Below are 20,476 nucleotides of genomic sequence, written 5' to 3' on the forward strand. Positions count from 1 at the left end.
AAAATAGTTAGCACCGTAAATTTTATCTATTAAATCATAAAACATTAATTATAAAACTACACTATTTTCATGGAAGAGATTACTCAGTATCAAGATGACCTCATTCGATTATTTTCGCGTTATGGTTTGCAATTGGGACAAGGGATTATGTTCCTGATTATTGGTAACTATATCGGTAATAAATTAACGAAATTGATCAAGGTTCAGATCAAGAAGAAATCTACAAATCACTCTCTAATCGATTTTATTACTTCCTTAACAAATATCGCCTTAAAAGTGATCATATTTATCGGGGCGATAGATATGGCAGGAGTAGAGACAACATCGTTTGTCGCAATGTTAGGATCGGCTGGTTTAGCGATTGGTTTGGCATTACAAGGGTCTTTAGCCAATATTGCAGGAGGTGCATTACTGCTAACACTACGTCCCTTTAAAAAAGGAGATCTTATAGAAGCCAATGGACATTTAGGGAATGTTATTGAAATAGGCCTTTTCTCTACAACTATCAGAACTCCAAGAATGCGACAAGTATTTCTTCCCAATGGTGGATTGGCAGGAGGTGTAATTAAAAACTTTTCTTCTGAGGATTTATCGAGAGTAGACTTACCCATAGGAATTTCATATGGGGCAAATATCAAGGAAGCTCGAAGAGTATTGATGGATGTCTTAAATAGAGATAAAAGAATTATCAAACAAGATGGTTTACCTGCAGTAGTGGTAACAAACCTTGGAGAAAGTTCGGTAGACCTAGAAGTAAGAGCTTTTGTTTCCGTTAACGATTACTGGGACTTCAGATTTGAAACCCTAGAGGCTTGTAAAATAGCATTAGATCAAAATGATATTGAGATCCCTTTTCCTCAGCGTGTTTTACATTTACAGAGAGAAAAAGAAAGTTTGCCTTTGGAATTGCAAGAATATTAAAAAAAGCCCTAGAAGAACTCTAGGGCTTTTTATTTATATCTATAAATCGAAGTCATCAAAATGTTCATTGTCAAGGTCATCATTTTTACGTTGATGTTCTTCGATAATCTCTTCTCTTATTTGTTCTGCAGTTTTATACCTGCCTTCCTGTTCCATAATGGAATCCGAAAGTACATTGTATGTAGTAAGCATCTCTGGAAATTCCTTTTCTAATTCTTTTTGATGCCTTTTGATTGTCTTATAATCTCTTCTAATGGCAGGACCAGTTTGCCCATCTTTCGGTGAAGGCAAAGCAAATGCTTTTTCTATGGTTTCATCGACTAGATGTTTAAGATCAGAAAGTTTCATACCAGCATGTTCCGCTAGTTGTGATGACATTTCTAATAAGTGGTTTGTAAAATTACAGGCAAAGACCGCAGAGATATGTAATTTCTTTCTTTCTTCACTATTTAAGTGATATACCTTTGGTGTTAATTTTACTGCAATTTCAGCTAAGACATCTAATGTTTTCTCAGAAGTACCGTCAATACAAATAGGAACCTCTTTAAAATCTACTGTTTTGTCATGAGAAAAAGTTTGCAAAGGATAGAATACACCAATTGAGGGTGTTGCCTCTGCGAGAACTTCCATGGGTGTGGCTCCAGAGGTATGTGCTAATATCGCTTTTCTATTTGGAAGAATGATATTTCTTGCAATTTCATCAATAACATTATCGGTAACAGCAATGAGAAAGACTTCTGCAATACTGTTCGAAAAGTTTAATTGATCTGTCGGACGAGCATCATAAAACTGTCTTGCCAAACGTTTGGCATTTCTTAGATCTCGACTGTATACTTCTTCAATTACAATTCCTTGATCTTCTAATGCTAGTCCCAAATGTGAAGCAACTTTACCGGCTCCAATTAAAGTGACTCTTTTCATTTATACAATAAATTCATGGCCCTTATTAGGAATAACAACATTATTGTATCCTAGAGCCTCAATTCTATTTTTAAACGCTTCCATAGATTCTTCTTCACCGTGGTTTAAAAAGATCTGCTTCACTTTATTTTTGTCTTGTTGAGTGATAAAGTGTTCAAGATCTTTGACATCACCATGTCCACTAAAAGAATCTGTCTGTTCAATTTTACAATGAATAGTATGTTCTTCTGAACCAATACGAAGTGACCCTTCATTATCTCGGAGTCTAGCTCCCAAAGTACCTTCTGCTGAGAAACCAACCATCAAGACAGTAGCATAAGGGTTCCCCATATTAGCTTGAATATGATGCTGAATACGTCCTCCTTCTAACATACCAGATGAAGAAATGATAATACAAGGCTCGTTATAATTTGAAATAGCCTTACTATCATTTTGTTTCTGAAGGTATTCTATATTTTCAAAATTGAAAAGACTATCATAATCCTCCATAAAATCTTTCGCTTCTTTATTTAAAAGGTGCTTTGAGTTTTCATAGATACGATTACTTTGCATCGCCAATGGGCTATCTGCAAATATTTTTATTGGAGGCAATTTACCTTCAACAAAAAGTTTGTGTAGCTCAAACAATACGGCTTGTGTTCTACCAATACTAAATGCTGGAATAATCAATCGCCCAGGCATATCCACACAAGTACGTTGAATAACGTCTTGAAGATCTTTAGTAGAATCACTTATTTGAGAGTGTTCACGGTTACCGTAAGTAGTTTCACAAACTACATAATCTGCTTCAGGAACTTCACTCGGGTCATTTAATAGTGGATAATCTTGACGTCCGATATCACCAGAGAATAAAAAGGTTTTTCTTTCCCCATTATCATCAATCTCTAGATAAACATGTGCAGCACCCAATAAGTGTCCTGCAGGCAAGAAAGTTACCCATACTCCGGGCTTAATATTAAATCGTCTACTAAATTGGATAGGTACTACCTCTTGCATAGTGGCAGATACATCACTTTCAGTATAAAGGTTTTCTGGAATAAAAGAGTATTGTTCTACAGATTGTCCTTTAGATTTTTTCTTATTGTAAGCCTTAAGTTTTCTCTGATTAATACGCGCAGAGTCCTCTAACAAAATTTGTGTTAGAGATGCTGTCGCGGACGTACAAAGAATTTGTCCTTCGTATCCTTCCTTATATAAATTCGGTAATTTACCGGAGTGATCTAAATGTGCATGGGTTACCACTACCAAATTGACCAAAGAAACATCAAATGGAAAAGCCGAATTGGGGTAGAGTGGATCAGCCTCAGAAAGGTTGGCCATATCTATACCACAATCAATCAAAATTTGATAGCCATCGTCTAAAGTTAACAAGGCCATACTTCCAGTTACTTGCTGTGCTGCTCCCCAAAAAGTGAGTCTCATTTTATATTTATATGAAATAGTGGATACGAACTGTCTCCAAAGTTAGCATCAAAAGATTTATATTAAGAGAATTTTTTTTGAATTTTTTCTTTAACTCTTGATGCTGAGTAATTTTATTTTTGATGCTCCAGAGAACGAAACGATTAATCAAGGTAAACTTAACACGTAAAACTCCTTTTTGTTGCAGATACAAGTGATCTTCTGTGATATGCAAGGTATCAGATTACCTTATCATACCGATACTCTTTTAGATTGATTATAGATAGTGAATTAGATTAATTGTTTGATTTCTAATGAAAAATGACATTTATTAAATCTTAAAACGTATCAATTATTCATCATTTTTCGTTAATTTAAAAGCACCAATTTTGATTATACAGACACTATTTTATTAAATGAAACAATTTTTTATCTTATTATCCTTTGCCCTACTAACGATTTCATGTGCTAATAATGGATTGGTGACAAGTCATTTCCCAGTGGGAGTATATGAGGTAGACGGTGTACAAAACCTCAGGGTTGAGTTTACCGGAGACACAAAATGTTATGTAGAGGAAATAATAGATGGTAACAAAACCATGTATCGTTGTGATTATATACTAATCGAACATAATGAACGATCAATATATAGAGTATCCTACCGCCAAAAAATTATGGAAGGTTGTGAGACTGGAAAAGCTTTGAATATCGTTGGAAACGAAGGAGTGTTATTTCATCGTGAACAATTAAGACCATCTTGTTGGCAATTGGATTGTTCTCAAAATGAATTAACTAGATTGAATTATTAAAAAAATATAAATCTTTTAGTATTCGTTCTGTTAGAATGCATACAGTTTACGAAGATCTAAAATGTCACACTGAATTTATTCTCAGTGTGACATTTTTTTTCCATCATTTTTATCTTTATCGTACTTGATCATAGGCACTTGGAGTGTCTATAGAAGATGAATATGTTTTAAAATTATTGACAGATGCTTCAAATTCTGGTAAATCTCCAAGTAAGCTATCTATTAAATTTTTAAAGAGTTGCTGATAATTCGATTGATTCAGATGCTTTGAAAGTAGAGGTAAAATTTCACTCCCTTGATCATCTAAAAGTGTTAAGGTATATTCTTGATCTTGATTGACAGAAATACGATAATCAAACTTTTCGCCATTGGGTTGTCTTTCATTTTTTCTCACATAGACTTCTTCATACAAAGCAAAACGAATGAGAGGGTTAAAGAAATGATCCATAAAAAGTGACATACCGTCTTCTTTATCGATAGAAGATATATTGAATATCAATACAGGATCTTGTTTATAATTTTGATCAATGATACGCTGAGTTGCTTCGCTGTTAGAAGTAAACTTTATATATTCTTTATTTTTATAAAATTTTCCAAGAAAGAAAATATCATCCTCGTATTCAGGAATACCATGTTGACTTGTATCCACAACTATTAGGTAGTCTTCATTCCAATTTTTATTAAAATCACCAAAAATGACCAAGCCAGATTTTTCATCATAAAAGTTTAATATTCCTTTGCCATCCTTTAATAAATATTGCCCTTCTTTAGTATACTGAGAGAGTTCACCACTTTTATTAATGATATGTCGATATTCTGAATAACGGCTTCTTTTCAACTTCTTTGTTAAAGGAGAATGGTAGCTTGTGAAATGGTAGACGTACGGGAAGTCATTTAGTTTAGATTGAATAGAATCAGCAGTACCTTGATTCAGAATTTCCTTTACATCAAGATCGTTGTTGCTTGAATAATTCTCAAACTTTCTCTTCTTACTAAACGTTTTATTCTCTGGGATATCTAATACCTTATTACCAGAGTTATCGTAATAAGTCCATAATCCATCTTTCTTTTTATCTACAAAGTGCCCTTCTTTTTTCACTCTACCATTAGGGTGAAATTCTTGGTATAAACCATCTTTCTTATATCCTTTTAGGTCTTTCGTAGAATATTCTTTATACAATTGACCTGTTGAAAGGTAAGATATGCTATGATTATATTTCTCTCCAATTTTAGATACAGTGCCTTGATAATAGGCTACTTCTCTAGTATATGTTGGATACATATTTTTAGTGAGGAGGTAAGGAGAATTTACCTTAAAATAATAGTATTTTCTTTCGAAAGCATATTGGAAGTAGACAACATACCGAACTAGTTTATCTTCTTGAATTTTACCTCTAAACAACCCCTTTTCCCATTTTGGTTGAATGTGATTAAATACTCTAAGGGCTTCATTTTCGAATATTGTGTTGGATGAATTTTGAATTTTTACGTTTTTGGTATTCCCTTCATCATTAATATTAAAACTTACCCTAACATAACCCATCAATTGTTTATTAATTGCATTTGGAGGGTAAACGATATTTTTCATGATGAGATTATTTAAAGCGGACATGCCCATCACCGGCTTAGGTTTTTCATATAATCGAGTATATTCTTTCTGTTGATTGTTCTCCGTATATCTGATACCTTTTACCAGCTTCTTGTTCTTCCATACTTCTTCAAAAGTGATATTTCCTAGGCTATCATAACCTATCCATTGTCCTATTTTATAGCCGTCCTTATACTGTCCTTTTACTTTGACCATTTCAGTATTGTCCTCCCAGTACTTTATAAAAGGACCATTTCCGTTAGAAATCAGTTGTTTACCATTGGGATCGTAAAACTCTACTAGTTTACCCTTACCTAACTCCACTAAAGGATAAGCAGTCAGATCCATTAATTTCCCATTTTCATAGTACGTTTTACAAGGTCCATATTTTCTTCGGTTTAGAATTTCTCCATCAAAGGCAAGGTTCCCATTCTTATGCCATTGTTTGTACTTTCCTTCTTTTACTAAACCTAAACTGTCTGAAGAGTAAAAAGAAGAATATTTATACCCTTTTTTAAAATTGTTGATGTTATTGAGGTATAACTCCTTTTTGGCATCATATCGAATTCTCTGCATAAATGATGCTTCAGTAATATTTTCTGTTTTGTTAAAAAGGCTATCAAAAAATACAATCTTATTGGACTGTGCATAGATAGAACTGATGAAAAAATATAAAGGTATAAGAATAAGTAGTTGCTTCTTGAACATGTTGGTGTGTTTTAATGAAAGTAGTCTCTCTTAAAATTAGTAAAAAACATCAAAAGCCAAACATATTAATATGTGACAAATGATGTTTTTCGTACCAACTGCTAATATTATAATCTTCTAATTCCTTTTTCAAGTTCCACTAATAAATAAAGAACGGCGGATAAACCGATAATCCAAGCCCAGTCGTAAGGAGTGATAGGCGTACTACCAAAAATAGAATTAATGGCAGGGGAGTAGGTGAAAATTAACTGAAGTAATATCATAGTAATTACACCACCGATAAGCCAAGGATTACTGAAAAAGCCTATTTTGAATACAGAATGTCTTAAAGATCGGGTATTGAAAAGATAGAATAACTCTCCAAATACAATCAAATTGACACAAATAGTTCGAGCTTTTTCTTCTTGAATTCCTTGATCCATAAGCATATCAAATAGGAAATATATAGATGCAACTAAATAGAGGCTGACCCAAGTAATTCTAAAAAGCATCTGATGCGTAAGAATTGGTGTATTCGGAGGCTGAGGAGGTCTATTCATGCAACTAATTTCTTGCTTTTCAAAAGCTAAGGTTGCACCTAAAAATATGGCCGTTGACATATTAATCCATAAAATCTGAAGTGGTGTTATCGGTAACATCAAGCCGAGTAAAGAAGCAACTAAAATAACAAGGCCTTCAGTTACATTGGTAGGAATCGTCCAGATAATAAATTTAATTAGATTGTCAAATACGTTCCTTCCTTCTTCAATAGCATCTTTGATAGTGGAGAAGTTATCATCAGTAAGAATCATATCGGAAGTTTCTTTGGCGACTTCCGTACCATTTAGTCCCATTGCAATACCAATATTTGCTTGTCGTAAAGCGGGTGCATCATTTACTCCATCACCCGTCATTGCAACTATATTGTTTTTCTCTTGCAAAGCTTTGATTAGTATGAGTTTTTGATGCGGATTGACTCTTGCGAAGACTTGTTTATCATCGATTATCTCCGATAATTCTTTTTGATTGAGGTCTTTTAATTCTTCTCCTCTGATACTAAAAGATGCATCATTATTATTGATGATGCCCAATTGATGAGCAATTGATGTTGCTGTAATCTGATGGTCACCAGTAATCATTTTCACCTCAATACCTGCTTGATGACATACTTCTACAGCAGAGATTGCTTCAGGTCTAGGCGGATCTATCATTGCTTGAAACCCTAAAAAGGTCAGGTTGGTATCCACATCTTCATGGTCTATACCTCTTTTTTTAAGGATCTCCTTTTTACAAAAAGCAAGAACTCTTAACCCATCTTTGGCAAACGAAACTAATTTCTTCTGAATTTTATCATATTCAATAGATGAAGTCTTCCCATTTTGATCTAATATGTTTTTACATCTCGGAAGTAACTTTTCAGGAGAACCTTTAATATAGATTACCTGACTATTGCCATTTTGATATAAGGAAGCCATATATTGGTATTCAGATTCAAAAGGAATTTCATCAATAAGAGAATAACCTTTTCTTACTTGATGAAGGGGAATTCCACATTTTATCCCTGAAGTAATTAATGCTCCTTCTGTTGGATCACCTTCAATTTTCCAAGTACCTTTTTCCTGAATAAGGTTTGAAGCGTTACAAAGTACTCCAGCTAAGAGAGTTTCAAATAATGCTTTTGAACAATGTACATCAACTTTTTTATCATCTAAACTGATTTCTCCAAAAGGGGAATATCCTACACCTGAGAGTGAATAAACAGTGTGGGCAGCCATTATTTTCTGAACAGTCATCTCATTTTGCGTGAGTGTTCCTGTTTTATCAGAACATATTACTGTAGTGCTTCCTAAAGTTTCTACTGCGGGTAACTTTCGAATAATAGCTTTTCTTTTGGCCATCCTAGAAACCCCGATGGCTAAGGTAATCGTCACAACAGTAGGTAAACCTTCAGGAATTGCTCCAACAGCCAAAGCTACTCCTTCCATTAATACATTGACAATGGAATGTCCTCTGTATAGCCCTGAGAGTATGGCAATACTGGCTAAACCAAGAATTATCCAAAGAAGAATTTTACTGAAGTATTCAATTTTTTCTGTTAGTGGTGTGACCAATATATCTGCATGAGCAATTAACTTATTAATCTTACCAATTTCTGTTTGGTCTGCAGTTGCAACTACTAAGGCGGTCGCAGTTCCGAAAGTAACTAGGGTAGTAGAGAAAGCCATATTCGATTGGTCTCCAATACCCTTTTCTTTTAAGAAAGTTCCACAGTTTTTTGTTGTTGGTAGCGATTCTCCTGTTAAAGCAGATTCATCGATTTTTAATTCTTTCGCTTCTAATATTCTAACATCTGCAGGAACTCGGTCTCCCGCTTTTAAGAAAATAATATCACCAGGAACTAATTGGTGTGTATCGATAGATTGTTTATTTCCATCTCTTAGTACTAAACAGTGTTCTTTAAGGTTTTTACTTAACGCTTGAATCGCCTTTAAAGCTTTAACTTCCTGAAAATATCCGATGATAGCATTGATAAGGACAACTCCTAAAATAACACCCATTTCAATCCACTCACCAAGGAAACCAACACCAATTCCGGCGACGATTAAAATATATATAAGTGGTTGTTGAAACTGTTTTAGAAATATCTTCCAAGGAGGTTCACCTTTTGGAGGAGTAAGTTTATTTTCTCCATATATCCACAACCTTTTATCTGCTTCTTCTAAAGTTAAACCCTTATGTTTATCTGATTCTAACCGGTCGATCACCTGCCTTTCAGAAAGGAGGTGGTAATGTTGTATAGTATTCATTTTTATAGTGTTTATGTTGAAAATTCTAATTGTCTAGGCATAAAAAAAGCACTCCCATAACAAGTAGTATGAGAGTGCAAGACCATTAAACATTATGCAAAAGTTCGTTTTCTTTAGATCGCACAAATGAGAAAAGACATTCCGTTAATGTTAGGTCGGATAATTCTTCTCTGTCAATTTCCAAATCAAATGGTATAGGAACGGTTTGTGAGATATAATTCAGAAATTGTTTTCGCTTTTTGTCTTTCCTTTTCACTCGTTCTCTTGCATAACCAAGGTCTAGATCGTTTGATGTTGCGTACTGCCTGATCCGATAGGCTTCTGATGCATGGACCCTAATATTCATAGCATTAGGTATTCCAGCTGTAAAACTTGTTGCTCCTCTTCCCAGAAAAACAACATTACCTCTCTCAAAGAATGAATAAATAACGGTTTTTAATGCATCAGAAAGTTTTTCGTCTAGTTTATTTCTTTTAAAATCTAGACCGTACATCATTTGTTCAATGATCCCTTTATGTTCAATAGGTGTAAATTCGTTGAGTTCTTGAATTCCTACTTTAAGTTCCTTGGCAATATTATGTAAAATGGTATAGTCTACTAATTTCCAAGGTCTTCTTAATAAGGAATATCCTACTTCATTTTTGTTTAATTTGTCAATAAGGTTTTCTATTGGTTTTCTAGCTTGAACGCCAAAGTTTCTAGATATACATACTATGAGTCCGTTTGTTTTTGGAGCCTGTATACTTCGGAGTTCTTTTTGAATTAGGTAATTATATATGTGCGGTTCCATGGTTGTTGGGCTTTTAGTTATTATATGTGTAAATATAACACTTATATAGATCCGTTTGGGTAATGTAAATCACTAGAAAATGATGATAAGTATCGGGTGTGTTTGATTTTTATGAATTGATTTTATCTGCAAACAATTATTAAATAATGAAGGATAGACGAAGGGAAACTAATTTTTTGTGTAAATTTCTATAAAAATACTAGAGTATTTAAAAAGTGATTAGATATCTTTTTGAGTACTACTTACTTATGTAGTTATTATGTTCGAGTTTATAGCATTAATTATTTTTATTGGTCTTCTATGGATACTGAATTATATGTCCAATCAGAAGGTTAAATTCCACAAAAGAAATCTTACAGCCATTGCACTGGGTATTTTATTTGGTTGGGCTTTATATGCTTTTCTTCCTCAAGAAGCCTATCAAGAGATTAAACATTATATCAGGACAGTGTCTAATATATATATTCGTTTTCTGAAGTTGATGATTGTTCCTATCGTATTTATTAGTATTTCACATACATTGGTGAATCTAAGTAATGATAGTAATGTAGGACAGAGGATAGGCAAAATTGTTGCCTATTTTGTGATTTCTGTAACAAGTGCAGCAGCAATTGCACTAGGAACCGCTTCCATTTTCGGATTTGATAAAATTATCGATGTTTCTAAGTTTTCAACAGAAAATATTTCAGAAGGATATGCCAATAGAATTGATGCCCTAAGTGATGCATCACTTGGTAACGTGATTTATGGATTTACTAAAAATATCCCCACCTCTATATTCCAAGCCTTCAGTGATAATAATATCATAGGTACTCTTCTGGTAGCAATGCTGATCGGTATAGCAGTGAGAAGAATGAATTCAAGAAAACCAGATGAAATGGGAATGGTGATTAAAGGATTAGATGCTTCTAAAATCATTATCAATTCTATGACAATGACCATTATTAAACTGACACCTTATGGGGTATTAGCGTTAATGACAATGGCGGTTGCTGAGAAAGGTCCTTCATTATTCTCCGATTTAGCCAAGTTTATCTTTGTCGCTTATTTCACTATGCTATTAATCTTTGTAATGCATTTAGTAGTACAAATGTTGAATGGAGTGAATCCAGTGAAACATTTGAAGAATTTAATGCCAGCAATCATTACCGGATTCTCAACACAATCTAGTGGAGCAACCTTACCTGTTACGATAAATTCTTTAGAAGAAAGAAATGGTGTTGATACTGAAACAGCGAATATTGCCGCATCTTTGGGAACCACAATGGGTATGAATGCATGTGGAGCAATGTGGCCTGTATTTATGATCGTACTATCAGTGGGGGTAACGAATGCAATGGGAGGTAACTTGGCACTTTATTCACCAAGTGTTTTAATAACCATGTTTATTTCTGTTGTGATTTCTTCTTTTGGAATTGCAGGATTACCAGGAACGGCGTCATTTGCAGCAATAACAGCAATGACAATTATGGGTATAACACCAGAAGTTATGGGAATTGTCCTAACATTTGTACTTTCTGTAGATTCATTGATAGATATGGGAAGGACAGCTACAAATATATTTGGAGTATCTTCAGCTGCAACCTTCATTTCAAAGAGAGAAGGATTAATGGATATGGAAACCTTTAATAAAGAAAATTAAATATAAGATTCTAATATATATGTAATTGGTTACATTTGTATTAGAATTATCCAAGAGTCTGTTTTTAATTATTGAGAATGGGCTCTTTTTTATTATTGACTTATTTTTAGTTGGTTGTATAAAGTGTTATTATTGTACTATTTGTAGATTTTGTCGTAAATTGATGAACTATTCATCAAACAGCTCTGTTATAAAATTAAATCGTATAAACGTTATCAGACATTGAAGACAGAATATAATTGTAAAGCTGCAAAATTTGATTTATCTCAACTACCAATAATTACACTAACTGTTACGAAAGAAGAGCCTAACGTTTCAGATATTGCAGAATATAGACAACTTAAGAACAAGATCTTTACACTTCTTGATATGGAAGTAGTAATGGTTGTAGATGTCTCTACTCTAAAATGGTTAAGTGCAGAGTCGAGAGTGGCATTCGGTTTAAGTTTGAGAGAAACAGAATCAAAATTTGATCACATTCTAAAAAAATCATTTATAGTGATACCGAATGTGGTGGGGAAGGTAATTGTTCAGGGTGTAAATATTATAGCTCGCCCTAAAATACCACAAGATATTTGTAGGACAATGGGGTCTGCACTAAGAAAAGCAGAAGCCTATTGTGATGTGTTTCTCGTTAAAGAAAGAAAAGTAATATAAATGAAGAGGTTGTTAAAGTACTTAACAACCTCTTTTCTGTTCTTAAACGCCTCTTGCCTTTAAAACGTCTTGTAGAGCAAGTACCATCGTATGATTATGATGTGATACTGCTTGCTCATTGGCTGATTGAGCCAAGGTTCTTAATTCATCTGTAGTAAGTGATGAAAAGTGATCTAAAAATTGGATATATATATCTTGTGCTAAACTCATGATGTATTTTTTTAAATAGTTAAATAAAGAAAATTAAACTAACTCAAGCTGGTTGTTTCTAAGAGAAATATGTCGTTTTATCGACATTCTACCCCCTCTTATAATTAAAGGAGTTCCTTTGAAATTCCGTTGAGAAATGGCATCATTGAGTGCAGAAAGATAAGCACCTCTTGTGGAGGTCCATCCAAGATTTCCCACCTCTTTATTAAAAGAGTGGATGAGTTCATCATCTGAAAGTGATGATAACTTTTCGATACTGTTAAGATAAAAATCTTCTGTAAATGTCATAAAATAGCGTTTACGATGAAACATAAATTCATGACATCAAGAAAAATTTTGGAGAATGGTAAGGTAGGCGTTTTTGTCCATCCTACTGGACCACATCCATTCTACCACCGTGGCTAGTGCTCGGTTGGCATCCATTCAAGGATTCTTGATGTTGATACAAATTTAAAGGAATTAAATTATGTAATCCAAATCATTTTATAAAAATCTACTGATTTGGTAGAGTTTTATTTATTGGAGTATTGAAAAAGTATTTGTTTTCCTTTTCTAAAATAGATAGCATAGCATTTTGGCAAAAAGTAAATCAATGAGACTATATTGATCCTTTCTCTTTTTATAAAGTAATAAGTGATCAAAATAAAACCAATAAACTCAGTAAATAAAGAGGGAAGTACCGTACCTAATTCACCCAAAAAGTGAATGAAAAAGTAAGAAGAAACGATCAAAATACAGCTGTTGAGTACGACTACATTGGTAGAATGTTGCGGTTTGCCAATAGCATTGGTATAACTACCAAAGAAGGCCCCTAATGGATTAAATAAGGACGATAAGATTAAAATAACTAATAAGTAGTAGGCATCGGCATAGACTTCTCCATGTAAAAAGATAATAATTGGTTTAATCACTATCATGAAAATCAGAGATAAAGGCAGTATTAAAGAATAGACTCTGACCAACGTCTTTTTGAATTCATTCTTAAATTTATTGAGCTGACCGCTTTCAAACAAGACCACAATTTTAGGATAGAAAATCAATTGAATAGAATTCCCTAAAGCGAGTATAATTATTAAATACCGTTGTGCTAATCCTAATACTGCTGTGACTTCTAATGATAATAATCCAGCCGAAATAAATAACGTCATTCTTGATGCTATCGTACCAAAAATTGCCTTTAATGTACCTTGTTTAGCATAGAATATAATTTGTTTAAAGGTCTTAGGGTTAAATTTACTTTTGATGATCTTAAAAATGGGAAGTGTAGAAAGTGATAGGAAAAATACTACCGTATACATTCCGCTTAAACCCCATATTAGATCCTCTAATTTTGGCTGTTGAAGTTGCCATAAACCATAGCAAAGAAGACCCAAACAGATAATAGTAAATATATTGATCAGTACAGTTTTATGTAATTGCCTATTACTCTTATGAATATTTTCTATCCATTTTAAACTATTATTAGTGATTGAGTAGATAGGGTAGAGGACCAATAAACTACTAATTTCAGGGAATAGATTAAATAAACCGACCGCTAAAATGATACTACCAATTATTCCTTCAATAAGTAATAAACTGACGAATACGGTTTTGAAGGATGAATATTGTACATCTGCTTCTTTTCCAGAAGAAAACTTGACTAATGAAGCATACAAAACACCTTCTCTAATATTAATAGAGACATTGTAAACCGCGAGGAATAAAAACCATTTTCCTACAACAGAAGCTTCAAATAAATGAGTGATAAATAATAGGAGAGAGTAATTAATAAATAACTCGCTTACAGTGATAGTAATCGAAGATAGAAAAGGTCTCTCTGTGAATTGACGTATGAGTAATTTCATTATTAGGTAGTAACAACATCTATATTAAAAATAAGGATTAATAGATAGTATTAATAAATATAAGTCGCAAGTTGCAACTAAATATTCGTTTTTCATTATACATAACCATTTATCATCAATAAAATTCAATTGTCATTTACTGTTTATGTTTTCTTAATAATATTTAAACAAGTGATTGATTTTTAATATATTGTCGTTAGTAAGGGTATAAACAACAAAAGATTCACCTATGAAATTATTACAACTCTTATCGATATTATTCTTTTTGGCTTTATCCAATACATCATTTTCTCAAACAAGATTTGAGGTAGCGGAGATGAGTGCATATCCAGAATTCACTCAGAGAGAAAAAGAACAGTTTGAACACTTAGCTGTCGAAGCAAAAGAAACAGAAGAGGGTATTGAGTTGGCATTTCTTAGTGGACAAGAATCAAATAATAAATATATTAATACCTACGAGTATCAAAAAAAGGAAAATGGTGAAAAGATCTACACTGAAAGAAGTGAAGATGGACATGTGATTGTAATGATCAGTTACAAGAAAAACTTATTTTCAAAGGACCAGATTGTCATGCAGCAGTTTAGCAACAATGGTTTTTTAATGGGCTCGTTTATATTCGAAGAAGCTAGATAATTAATTTAAAATAAATGAATAAAGGTCATCCGAAACTATTATGTTACGGATGACCTTTTTCTTTTTTATGAATTTGACGATAAATTCGTCTGATATTCTTTTGGTGTGATCTTATACTTCTTTTTAAAGGCAGTAGAAAAATGACTGGCACTGGAGAAACCTAAATCCATTGCGATCATAAGGTTGGTTTTTTGTCTTTCCCTCAATAATCGTTTTGCCTTTTCTAACCTCACATTGGTATGAAATGTAGTGATTGTCATACCGAAAACTTGCTTAAATAAGAACCTCAAACGGCTTTCACTTAAACCTACTTCTCGAGATAATTCTTCTAGTGGGATGATTTTATCTGTTGTAGACTCCAACAAACGGTGTGCTTTAAATATAGGTTCAATATTAAAGCTATACGTATTGGATTCAGTAATATCTTCACGAATCGATACATTGAGAAAGAAGCGATTAAGCATGGCTTTTCCTAAGGTTTCCATTCGATCTTTATAGAAAATCTCTGTCGATTTCATTGAAAATGCCTCATCATAAAAGAAGATCATTTTATTATCAAATTCTTCATAGACAAAAAAGACTTTATCGAGAGACATTAGTGCCGTTAGTCCTTTGTCTTGGTGGATGTAATAGTTGAAGTATTCTTTTGAGATACGAACGATAAATAGCTTGATATGTTCATTGGTTCTATACTTCCAATCTAAATTTGAATCGGAGTTAGAGCAAAAAGCTCCAACAGAATTATAATTCAATTGATTGATGACTTGATCTTCATTATTATCATCTACTTTGTTCCCGCCAAAAAAGGGATCACCAAAAACAAGGGTAATAAATGGAGCCTCTTCTACTTCTTTTGGTCTAGGGTGGTGGAAGTCTTCATGAAAAGTAACATCAAACTTAATCAGATCCATTTTCTCATTACAATCTATAACTTCGATACTTCCTGTCGCTAATTCATTATCAAAAGTAAGTAAATCTCCTTTTCTTTTGGAATTAAAGAAAGAACCCCATTTGTCTAAAGTTAAATGCAAATTTTCTCTTAGCATTGTAGTTTCTGCGTTATATCAATTATAGATTATTCTTTGTTATCAAAACGATAATTAAGTTAATGCATTTATTTCAAAATGTACTCTTATCAAAAAGAAACTGATATATAGTTGTAATAATATCTTTAGAAAGTACTATGAAATATGCTGATAATGAATAGGACACCTTACTCCTTAGTGGAATACTACTATTAGAATATACTATGGAATTTGTATTATATGCTGATGTACCTAGATAATAAATATATTATGTACAACATTCTTGTTATTTCTTCAACTATACTCAATAAGTTCATTATTTTAGTTAGTGATTACTTCGATAAATAAATAATTAAAACCCAAGCAAAGTACAAGACACGTACTTCAATAGATTAACTATAAAAATGAGACACATCTTAAGTTTATTACTGATTGCTACCGTTTTGTACGGTTGTAACTCAAGCTCTACCAATACAGAGTCGTCATCCGATAAAAAAGATAAAACCAATGTACTAATACTAATAGGTGATGATATTGCCTTCGGAGATTTAGGAGTGTATGCTTCTGAAATCAAAACCCCCAATTTTCATCGTTTAGCAGAATCGGGAGTAAGGTTTACAAATTTTCATGCTTCACCAGTTTGTTCAGTAACAAGGTCTATGTTAATGACAGGTTGTAATAATATCGAGGTAGGCCTAGGCTCTTTTGATTATTCTTTCTACCCTGCATCTAAGGGAAAAGCGGGGTATGAAGGTTATCTGACTAGAAATGCTGTAGCGTTATCTCAATTATTTAATGATGAAGGGTATGAAGTATTGAAAGTAGGAAAATGGCATTTAGGGGGTGAAGCAGCAGGTGGATACACTCCATTAGAATGGGGTTTTACCAAAGAGTTTGGTATCCTATCGGGTGGATCCAATCACTGGAACGATTTAAGAATGACTCCAATTTTTTCTGATCCAGATTTTATGCATAAGAAATTTAAGGAACATTGGACGTTAAATGGTGAGAAATACAATAGACCTGAAGGAGTGTATTCTGGAGAGCTTTACACAAAACAAATGATTGATTTTATAAAAGAGGCAAAAGCTGAAGGGAAACCGTGGTTCTCTTGGATGGCTTTTACTACTGCTCATTTTCCTATTCAAGCACCACCAGAATTAGTTGAAAAACATTATAAATTTTATCTGGAAAAAGGGTATGAGGGATTAAAACAATACCGCTATGAAAGATTAAAAGCGAAAGGGTTAATCTCACATAGTGCACAACCAGCACCCGAGAATGATTTGGTAAAGAAATGGTCTCAGCTAAGTCAAAAAGAAAAAGAGTATCAAGCTAAGGTATTTGCTACTTATGCAGCAGAGATTGAAGATCAGGACAACCGTATTGGACAGATATTAGATTATCTCAAAGAATCTGGACAAATGGATAATACTTTAATTGTCTATCTTTCGGATAATGGACCAGAAGGTATGGAAGCTGAAAACCCCAATACAGGAAATCAGGTGTTTGGGCAATGGATTGCCAATAATTATGATACTTCTTTTGAAGGTATTGGTACAGCCAATTCGTCGAATTACATCGGTACAGCTTGGGCCAATGCAGCAACGGGTGGTTTGTCTTGGTGGAAATGGTTTATTGGTGAAGGTGGTGTAAGAGTACCTATGATAATAGTTCCTCCAGGAGCCTCAAAAGACAATTATTCTAGAGCAGGACAAATGAGTAATGTGGTGATGTCTGTGAAAGATCTACCGATGACCATTTTAGATTATGCAGGTATTCAACATCCAGGAGATACTTATAAAGGAAAGAAAGTGGTCACACCAACAGGAATTTCTGCAAGACCATTCTTAGATGGAAAATCTGATATAGTCCGTAATGATAAACAATGGTATGCCTTTGAACTGTTTGGTAATGCTTACATTATGCAAGGGAATTACAAGCTGATTAAAGTAAGAAAAGGTATGTTTGGTGATGGGCAATGGCATCTATATGATGTAGTAAAAGATCCATCTGAAAGTATGCCATTAGAGGATAAAATGAAAGGTAAATTTGATCAGATGTTAGCCACTTATAAACAGTATGAAAAAGACCATCAATTGGTACAAGTCGACGAAAGTTGGAATGCTTTTAAAGCGGCAAGTGAAGGCAACTAATCAAAAAAGATAGATAGAAGGCCATTGATGTTAAAAGTCGATGGCCTTTTTTATGTTGTTAAATTCTTATCAAGTATAATTGCCAAAATTTATATCTATATGAAAATAACTATCGACAATAAAGAATACGAAGTAGGACCAAGGAACAAAACAGTTCTTGATGTATGCAGAAAACACAAATTAAGCATTACAGCTCCTTGTTATAAAACACTACGTCAGTTTGGAACCTGCAATTCTTGTCTTGTTGAAGTAGATGGTGAAAAGAAATTATCTTGCGGAATTCCTCCTGATGAGAATGAAAAGTATGTACTTCAAAGAGATGATTTATTAGAGGAGCGTAAAGAGAAAGTAAAGCTTTTTAAAGCCCACAAAGAAAAAATGGAAAGGTTGTTAGGCAAGAGTTAATTTACAGATCAACACTATAGTGTAATTTTTTAATTCCTATATTATTATCCTGTTATTCTATCATGAAATTCGATATCACAGCAATAACTAACGCTTTAGCACCTTACAAAAACCAATTAGAACAACTTTATTTATGGAATGCAGATATATCAGGATTGGTAGATTTTGGATTAATATCAAAGGACGAATTGTCGGATCTACTACAACAGTCTATATACAATAGGGAAGTTAAAGTAAAAACTATCGTTCATCATGCACTCCATAATTATTATAAAAGTGATAGAACCAAATTTGAAGAGCTTTCAATGTGGATTATTATAAAGTGGGGAGGAATAAGAGCAGCTTCGAAAAAAGAGACTATACCATTAATCAATAACTTTATTGAAAAGGGAATACAGCCTTTTGAACGTATTGCTTCATACTCAAAAGTGGCTTCATTTATGTGTCCCGAGGAATGCATTATCTATGATGCAAGAGTGGCCTATACATTAAATTGGTTGATCTTATCCAGAAATGCTGGTACAAAATATTTCCCCATCCCATTAGGTAGGAATTCAAAAATGAAAGCCTTTGATATGGACGTACTTATACGTTTAAAACATATTGATAAATACCATATTGAAGATGCATTCCATATCGAACAAAAATACATTTCAAATAGAGACAAACAATTATACATTCCTAAAAATGAGGCATATTGTTGTATGAATACATTGATCAAAGCCGTCCATCAAAAACTTTGGAATGATGAACGGAAGGAACTTTATTTTACAGAAATGCTGCTTTTTTCAATAGCCGATAATTTTATTACAAAAGAGATTACAGAAAGTGTAAGGATTCAATTATAAATTGAAATACAAAATACTCCTTTATTTGACCATAAATTTATCCCAATTGAAATTATTTTCTTCTAAAAACTTCTTGAGTTGTATAGGTCTATAGCTTTCATCTTTATTCCAACGCATTTTTACTGACTCATGAATTAGGGTTTTTGATGTACCATGGTTGATAGGTCGATTGTATTTTTTACGTAAGTAGTAAACACAAACCCGAGATTTATGAAGTTTTGCTAAAGGGTTATTTGTTAATCTTTCGAATATATGGTTTTCAAATGTAAGTGCATCTCCATTAGGGAGTTTAGAAACTTCATCTAACATCCACTTCAAAGGGATATCACTAATAATAGATTGATCTTCATCTGCTGGATATTGTCCTCCAACATTTCTATGCACTCCTGAGAACCAAACTTGCTTCAGATCAGTTTTCTTATTTCCTAACCAAAAAGTAGGCTTGAAATCGTTTCGTTTTTCATCAATAGCAAGGGCATGTCTAGCCACTTTTATGTTAGAACATACCTTACAATTATAAAATTCGTATTTTCCTCTTTCTAGAAATTTTAGTTTCGGAAATGGGATACCAAGTGCTCCTACGGTATCAAAAACACCTACAAATGTAATTTCTTTAAAGGGTGTGAATTAGTTTTATAAAACTCCTTAGCCTTAATACCATTTGGGCTGAAATCATCTCCACAGTTTTTATAGATACTAAATGCCTGATTTATCTTTTCTGCATTTTCTCTTTTTAGAATTCCACAGTTGTTGATTAAACCACACAATGCTCTAATTGTATATGCGCCTCTACTAAAACCAAAAAGATAAATCTTATCACCTGGAGAATAGCTCTGAACAAGGTAACGATAGCAATCCGTAATATTTTTCTGAATTCCTTGTCCGGTGATTCCTCCAACAAATTTAGAGTAAAAAGTACCGTATGATCCAACACCTTGATCATAGAAAACTTGTTGTTGGTGATCAGGTGAAATACACCTAGCAATTTTTAATATGTTAGAAGGATTATCTGATTCTTTTTTTTCGGGTTTATTCCAAGTACCATCGGCACAGATTACAATCTTTTTCATTTTATTGGTTGTTAAGAGTAGTTATAAGAGATGTGAAAGTTTAATTACATAGTAGAAAATA

At 33.2% G+C, this 20,476-nt stretch carries 19 protein-coding genes and 1 riboswitch; of the genes, 8 read left to right on the forward strand and 11 right to left on the reverse strand.

The features are described from left to right. Window positions 1–69 precede the first annotated feature (69 nt). On the forward strand, window positions 70–921 hold the full coding sequence (locus QL232_RS18150) for a mechanosensitive ion channel domain-containing protein (protein WP_281615237.1): 852 nt from the start codon (window positions 70–72) through the stop codon (window positions 919–921). A 39-nt stretch (window positions 922–960) separates the two neighbouring features. Here QL232_RS18150 and QL232_RS18155 read toward each other — a convergent pair whose 3' ends face one another. Next, a complete protein-coding gene (locus QL232_RS18155; RefSeq protein ID WP_168884439.1) occupies window positions 961–1,842 on the reverse strand; it encodes a Rossmann-like and DUF2520 domain-containing protein in 882 nt (293 codons plus the stop codon). Next, the gene (locus tag QL232_RS18160; RefSeq protein WP_168884440.1) at window positions 1,843–3,264 is read right to left on the reverse strand and encodes an MBL fold metallo-hydrolase; all 1,422 of its coding nucleotides are present in this window, start codon (window positions 3,262–3,264) and stop codon (window positions 1,843–1,845) included. A 395-nt stretch (window positions 3,265–3,659) separates the two neighbouring features. On the opposite strand from QL232_RS18160, the gene QL232_RS18165 reads away from it, so the two are divergent. Beyond that, window positions 3,660–4,052 carry a hypothetical protein gene (locus QL232_RS18165; RefSeq protein ID WP_168884441.1) on the forward strand — a complete coding sequence of 131 codons (393 nt, stop codon included), beginning with the start codon at window positions 3,660–3,662 and terminating at the stop codon, window positions 4,050–4,052. A gap of 115 nt (window positions 4,053–4,167) precedes the next feature. Here the strand turns inward: QL232_RS18165 and QL232_RS18170 are convergent, their stop codons facing one another. From QL232_RS18170 to QL232_RS18180, 3 genes are all read right to left on the reverse strand, one after another. Further along, window positions 4,168–6,348 (reverse strand): TonB family protein, encoded by a 2,181-nt coding sequence (locus QL232_RS18170; RefSeq protein WP_281615238.1) that lies wholly within the window; start codon window positions 6,346–6,348, stop codon window positions 4,168–4,170. A gap of 107 nt (window positions 6,349–6,455) precedes the next feature. Beyond that, window positions 6,456–9,134, reverse strand: a complete 2,679-nt coding sequence (locus tag QL232_RS18175) for a cation-transporting P-type ATPase (RefSeq protein WP_281615239.1) — start codon at window positions 9,132–9,134, stop codon at window positions 6,456–6,458. Window positions 9,135–9,219: 85 nt separating this feature from the next. Continuing rightward, window positions 9,220–9,924, reverse strand: a complete 705-nt coding sequence (locus tag QL232_RS18180) for a cytidylate kinase family protein (RefSeq protein ID WP_281615240.1) — start codon at window positions 9,922–9,924, stop codon at window positions 9,220–9,222. Window positions 9,925–10,183: 259 nt separating this feature from the next. On the opposite strand from QL232_RS18180, the gene QL232_RS18185 reads away from it, so the two are divergent. Further along, window positions 10,184–11,566: a cation:dicarboxylase symporter family transporter gene (locus QL232_RS18185; protein WP_281615241.1), complete on the forward strand. Its 1,383-nt coding sequence runs from the start codon at window positions 10,184–10,186 to the stop codon at window positions 11,564–11,566. Window positions 11,567–11,788: 222 nt separating this feature from the next. Then, window positions 11,789–12,223 (forward strand): hypothetical protein, encoded by a 435-nt coding sequence (locus QL232_RS18190; RefSeq protein WP_281615242.1) that lies wholly within the window; start codon window positions 11,789–11,791, stop codon window positions 12,221–12,223. Between the two features lie 42 nt (window positions 12,224–12,265). Here the strand turns inward: QL232_RS18190 and QL232_RS18195 are convergent, their stop codons facing one another. The 3 genes from QL232_RS18195 to QL232_RS18205 form a co-directional block, all read right to left on the reverse strand. Then, window positions 12,266–12,433, reverse strand: a complete 168-nt coding sequence (locus tag QL232_RS18195) for a hypothetical protein (protein WP_281615243.1) — start codon at window positions 12,431–12,433, stop codon at window positions 12,266–12,268. 33 nt (window positions 12,434–12,466) lie between these two features. Then, window positions 12,467–12,721 carry a hypothetical protein gene (locus tag QL232_RS18200; RefSeq protein ID WP_281615244.1) on the reverse strand — a complete coding sequence of 85 codons (255 nt, stop codon included), beginning with the start codon at window positions 12,719–12,721 and terminating at the stop codon, window positions 12,467–12,469. Window positions 12,722–12,780: 59 nt separating this feature from the next. Next, a riboswitch (SAM-I-IV-variant riboswitch) is annotated at window positions 12,781–12,878 on the reverse strand. A gap of 67 nt (window positions 12,879–12,945) precedes the next feature. Beyond that, window positions 12,946–14,277 carry a polysaccharide biosynthesis C-terminal domain-containing protein gene (locus QL232_RS18205; RefSeq protein WP_281615245.1) on the reverse strand — a complete coding sequence of 444 codons (1,332 nt, stop codon included), beginning with the start codon at window positions 14,275–14,277 and terminating at the stop codon, window positions 12,946–12,948. A 229-nt stretch (window positions 14,278–14,506) separates the two neighbouring features. Between QL232_RS18205 and QL232_RS18210 the strand changes: the two genes are divergently transcribed. After that, entirely contained in the window at window positions 14,507–14,911 is a 405-nt protein-coding gene (locus QL232_RS18210) for a hypothetical protein (RefSeq protein WP_168884450.1), read from the forward strand. Window positions 14,912–14,976: 65 nt separating this feature from the next. On the opposite strand, the gene QL232_RS18215 is transcribed toward QL232_RS18210, so the two are convergent. Continuing rightward, window positions 14,977–15,957, reverse strand: a complete 981-nt coding sequence (locus tag QL232_RS18215) for an AraC family transcriptional regulator (protein ID WP_168884451.1) — start codon at window positions 15,955–15,957, stop codon at window positions 14,977–14,979. Between the two features lie 383 nt (window positions 15,958–16,340). On the opposite strand from QL232_RS18215, the gene QL232_RS18220 reads away from it, so the two are divergent. The 3 genes from QL232_RS18220 (at window position 16,341) to QL232_RS18230 (ending at window position 19,345) form a co-directional block, all read left to right on the forward strand. Next, window positions 16,341–18,092 (forward strand): sulfatase-like hydrolase/transferase, encoded by a 1,752-nt coding sequence (locus QL232_RS18220; protein ID WP_281615246.1) that lies wholly within the window; start codon window positions 16,341–16,343, stop codon window positions 18,090–18,092. 99 nt (window positions 18,093–18,191) lie between these two features. After that, on the forward strand, window positions 18,192–18,497 hold the full coding sequence (locus QL232_RS18225) for a 2Fe-2S iron-sulfur cluster-binding protein (protein ID WP_281615247.1): 306 nt from the start codon (window positions 18,192–18,194) through the stop codon (window positions 18,495–18,497). A gap of 62 nt (window positions 18,498–18,559) precedes the next feature. Then, window positions 18,560–19,345 carry a hypothetical protein gene (locus QL232_RS18230; RefSeq protein WP_281615248.1) on the forward strand — a complete coding sequence of 262 codons (786 nt, stop codon included), beginning with the start codon at window positions 18,560–18,562 and terminating at the stop codon, window positions 19,343–19,345. Window positions 19,346–19,366: 21 nt separating this feature from the next. On the opposite strand, the gene QL232_RS18235 is transcribed toward QL232_RS18230, so the two are convergent. Continuing rightward, window positions 19,367–19,954 (reverse strand): DUF2235 domain-containing protein, encoded by a 588-nt coding sequence (locus QL232_RS18235; RefSeq protein WP_348646756.1) that lies wholly within the window; start codon window positions 19,952–19,954, stop codon window positions 19,367–19,369. Next, window positions 19,942–20,415, reverse strand: a complete 474-nt coding sequence (locus QL232_RS18240) for a DUF2235 domain-containing protein (protein WP_281615249.1) — start codon at window positions 20,413–20,415, stop codon at window positions 19,942–19,944. Before QL232_RS18240 ends, QL232_RS18235 begins: the two co-directional genes overlap by 13 nt. Window positions 20,416–20,476: the final 61 nt, after the last annotated feature.

The sequence above is a fragment of the Flammeovirga sp. SubArs3 genome, assembly GCF_947387565.1.
Lineage (GTDB): Bacteria > Bacteroidota > Bacteroidia > Cytophagales > Flammeovirgaceae > Flammeovirga > Flammeovirga agarivorans.